Annotated in this window: 4 protein-coding genes and 1 rRNA gene; 1 reads left to right on the forward strand and 4 read right to left on the reverse strand. The window is 68.3% G+C overall.

Going from position 1 to position 3,997, the window contains the following annotated elements; genetic code table 11:
* Nucleotides 1–55: 55 nt before the first annotated feature.
* From AC1D1W_RS20020 to AC1D1W_RS20030, 3 genes are read right to left on the reverse strand one after another with little or no spacing between them, the layout of a single operon-like run.
* Nucleotides 56–409 (reverse strand): hypothetical protein, encoded by a 354-nt coding sequence (locus tag AC1D1W_RS20020; protein WP_476944619.1) that lies wholly within the window; start codon nucleotides 407–409, stop codon nucleotides 56–58.
* 9 nt (nucleotides 410–418) lie between these two features.
* A complete protein-coding gene (locus tag AC1D1W_RS20025; RefSeq protein WP_476944620.1) occupies nucleotides 419–1,408 on the reverse strand; it encodes an HAD-IIA family hydrolase in 990 nt (329 codons plus the stop codon).
* A gap of 4 nt (nucleotides 1,409–1,412) precedes the next feature.
* Complete coding sequence (locus AC1D1W_RS20030) at nucleotides 1,413–2,546, reverse strand: hypothetical protein (protein WP_476944621.1); 1,134 nt, start codon at nucleotides 2,544–2,546, stop codon at nucleotides 1,413–1,415.
* 168 nt (nucleotides 2,547–2,714) lie between these two features.
* Here AC1D1W_RS20030 and AC1D1W_RS20035 point away from each other — a divergent pair, with 168 nt between their 5' ends.
* On the forward strand, nucleotides 2,715–3,539 hold the full coding sequence (locus AC1D1W_RS20035) for a hypothetical protein (RefSeq protein WP_476944622.1): 825 nt from the start codon (nucleotides 2,715–2,717) through the stop codon (nucleotides 3,537–3,539).
* Nucleotides 3,540–3,923: 384 nt separating this feature from the next.
* On the opposite strand, the gene rrf is transcribed toward AC1D1W_RS20035, so the two are convergent.
* Nucleotides 3,924–3,997, reverse strand: a 5S ribosomal RNA gene (rrf, locus tag AC1D1W_RS20040); the annotation flags it as partial.

Here is a 3,997-nt window from a genome sequence, read left to right on the forward strand (position 1 = left end):
GCATGGGTCCGGGACCTGGCGAGCCCCCGGCTGACGAGTGCCTGGTCAAGCCGGCTCACGATCCCCCGTTCCCCGCGGCATGGATGCGGCGCGCCACGACGGCGTGTCCGGCCACGTCTTCGTTCAGGGCCTCCAGCAGGGCATCATGCATGCCCGCATAGACTTCGCCGTGCCCGGACACAGGCATTTGCTGCACGGCCCCGAGGCGGTCCAGGACAGCATTGACGGCAGGATCCAGGACTGCTGCCGTATGTTCTGGTGCCGCGTGTTCTGGTGCGGCGTGCCCGGACAGCTCAGCCGGGAGCTGCTGCGACGGCAGCTCGGGCCAGGCGACGTCGGCCGCAGGGGTCGGCGCCTCAGCCGGCTGTTCGTCTGGGGCCTGGTCCAGTCCCTGGTGTAGCTCGCTCATGTGTCCAGCCTAGTGATCGGACCACTCGAGGACCGGAGGCAGTGCGCTGGTCGTCTCGGGGTTTGCGGCCCACCAGGCCGAACAGGCGGCACGCCACGAATCGAGGTCGGCGGGGTCGCCGCTGATGTGGACCGACTGCCCCCGCACGATCGCCGAGGCCGTGCCGCTGCGGAACCGCCCGGCGTCGTGCTCTACGGCAGGGTATGGCGCGTACAGGCCGGTCAGGTCATTGATGAGGAAATCGGGGCGTTCCACAGACCGTGCCGCGAGGATCGATTCCCTTGTGTCCACTCCGGTCAGCACGGCGACGGTGGCGAAACCGGCGTTGTTGCCGCCCAGGATGTCGGTGTCCAGGCGGTCACCGACGACCAGCGGACGGTCCGCCGCCAGCCGCTTGGCGGCCGTGTGGAACAGGGGGGCTTCGGGTTTGCCGGCCACGATCGGGCTCTTGCCGGTCGCGGCTGCCACGGCGGCCACGAGCGTCCCGTTACCGGGGGCGATTCCACGGGCCTGGGGAATAGACCAGTCCGTGTTGGTGGCCACCCACAGGGCGCCGCCGGCGACGACGTACGACGCCTCGGCGAGGTCCTTCCAGCCAAGTTCCGGACTAAAGCCCTGCACGACGGCGACGGGGTCTCCCTCCGCGCCGCGGACGGGAACCAGGCCAACCAGTTCAATTTCCTGGGCAAGGGCGGCGCTGCCCGTGATGAGCACGTGCGCCCCGGCCGGCAGCATCGACGCCAGCAGCGCTGCCGCCGCCTGCGAGGAACTCACCACCTGGTGGTCCTCGGCGGGGGCGCCGAGATCGCGCAGGTGTTGGGCCACCTGTGCCGGGGAACGGGATGCGTTGTTGGTGACGTAGCCCAGCCCGACGCCCACCCCGGCCAGCCGGCGCAGCGACTCGACGGCCCCGGGAATGGCGTTGGGCCCTGCATAGACAACGCCGTCAAGATCGGAGAGCAGGGCATCAAAGGTGGAGATCAGGGCGGTACCCGTCATGCGATTAGTCCTCCACACTTTCGTGCTGGGCCCGCTCTGAGTCAGCGGAGAGTTCCTGGTCCGCGTCATCGTTCAGTTCCAGGTCGGACTCGGCGATCGCTTCGTCATCAGCTTCGTCCTCGGCTTCGTGATCAGCTTCGTCATCAGCTTCGTCGAGCACGTCGGATTCCACTGAATCCAGGTCGGACTCGGGGTCGTCAGACTCGAAGTAGTCGGCTTCGGCGTCGTCGGCTCCGTCGTCGCTGGCGAGCTCATCGCCCGCGTCCAAGCCGGCCACACCGGCTGCGGCGCCGGTGGCCTCTGCCGCGGCAGCGGCACCTGCGGCACGCGGTGCGCGCTCTTCGGTTCCGGCGTGCGTGTCGGCATGCTCCTGCGCCCGGAGGCGGCGCTGCCGTTCCTCCTCGCGGGCTTCTTCTTCCTCGTCCCAGCCGAGATCGATGATGTCGGGTTCCTCGTCAGCCCCGAGGCCCAGCGCGTTTTCTGCCACAGTGGCCTGGCGTTGCCATTTGGTGGCTTCGGCAGCGCGGCCAGCTGCCGTCAGCGCGTCAGCATAGGCACGGAACAGCCGGGGGCTGTAGGAAAAGGCGCGGTTGATGTCCAGCTGCGGGATTTCCAGTTCGGAAACCGCGGCGTCGAGCTGCCCGAGGTCGGTGCGGGCACCGGCTGCAACGATGGCCAGTTCCACCTTGCCGGGGGCGTCGAGATCCTTGGCTTCGTCGGACCGGGCCATGTCCAGTGCACGGTCCGGGCGGCCAAGGCCGCGTTCGCAGTCGGCCATGACCGGCAGGTGCATGTTGGAGCCACTGATCCGGCGGTAGGTCCGGAATTCCCGAAGGGCTTCACCATAGTGGCCGGCTGCGTAGGCGGTCAGGCCGACAGCTTCGCGGACGGACGCGAGGCGTCCGCCACGGCGGCTGGCTGCCAGGGCATGCTGGAAGGCAAGCTCAGGTTCCTCGTCCAGGAGCCGCCCGGCCATGACGAGGTGGCGGGCCACCCATTCGGCGCTGGTGCCTTCGAGGGTCTTGATCTGGTGCTGCGTGGCACGGTCAAGCTCCTTGCCCGTGACGTCCTCGTCGATCTGGGGTGAACGCTCCCGGTCGGGGCGGTTGGCGCTGCGGAGGTCGCGGGCATTGGGCACGCGAACCGGACGGTCCTCGGGGCGGTCGCGTCCGTACTGGCGCGGGCCTGAGTCGCCACGGTCGAAGCCCCGTGCGGGACGATCCTCGCGGGTGCCAAAGGGCTTGCGGTTCTCGCCGCCGCCGCTGTACGGCTTGCGGTCACGGTCGCCACCGCCGCCGAAGCTGCGTTGACCCCCACCTTCACGCGGGGCACGATCGCCATAGGGCTTACGGTCACGGTCGCCGCCGCTGTACGGCTTGCGGTCACCATAGGACGGACGGCTGTCGCCACCAAAGCTGCGCTGACCCCCACCTTCACGCGGAGCACGGTCACCATAGGGCTTACGGTCACGGTCGCCGCCGCTGTACGGCTTGCGGTCACCATAGGACGGACGGCTGTCGCCACCAAAGCTGCGCTGACCCCCACCTTCACGCGGAGCACGATCGCCATAAGGCTTACGGTCACGGTCGCCGCCGCCGCCGCTGTACGGCTTACGGTCACCATAGGACGGACGGCTGTCGCCACCAAAGCTGCGCTGACCCCCGCCCTCACGCGGGGCACGATCACCATAAGGCTTACGGTCGCCACCGCCGAAGCCGCGCTGATCCCCGCCCTCACGCGGGGCACGATCACCATAAGGCTTACGGTCGCCACCGCCGCTGTACGGTTTACGGTCACCATAGGACGGGCGGCTGTCGCCACCAAAGCTGCGCTGTCCCCCGCCTTCACGCGGGGCACGATCACCATACGGCTTACGCTCACCGCCGCCACTGTACGGCCTACGCTCGCTGTTTCCGAAGCCGCGCTGATCCCCGCCCTCACGCGGAGCACGATCGCCATACGGCTTACGGTCACGGTCTTCCCTGGAACGGAATCCGCGGGGATCGCCGCCAGAGTTGCTGGTGCCGCGGAAAGGGGCTCCATCGGAACTGCGTCCGCCAGAGTTGCCGTGGGCCTTGCCACCGCGGTTGCCATCATTGTGCTCAGCCATGCTGGAATCCTCCTGTTGTGAGCTGACCACTGGCGCAATCGCAGCCGCTCTGTTCCGTGTTTCGTTTCCTACGCAACCCGAAATCAAGCGCTTCGAAGTCCGTACATCTCCCCCAATTCTAGGCGAGCAACCCGCCACCGGCTAACGGCACCAGGTCAACGGGGGCCCGCGGTGGGAAGTCTCACAACCTGCCGGGGCGCTTCTGTCAGCGCCCGCCGGCTGGCGGGCAGCTCCCTCATCCATGGGTGGTCGACGGCGGCTGTGGCGCTCTCTCATGTTTGGCGGGGTGTGGCGGGATGCTCCCGCAGGTGTTGCGGGGTCCGGCGCCGGGCCGGATTTTGTGGAGGGGGTTTAAATGCGGGAGGACCCCCACCTGGTGGTGGGGGTCCTCGACCGTTAATGGTGTTCCGGCGGTGACCTACTCTCCCACACCCTCCCGGGTGCAGTACCATCGGCGCTGTGGGTCTTAGCTTCCGGGT

Source organism: Arthrobacter sp. P1_B4 (assembly GCF_056406555.1).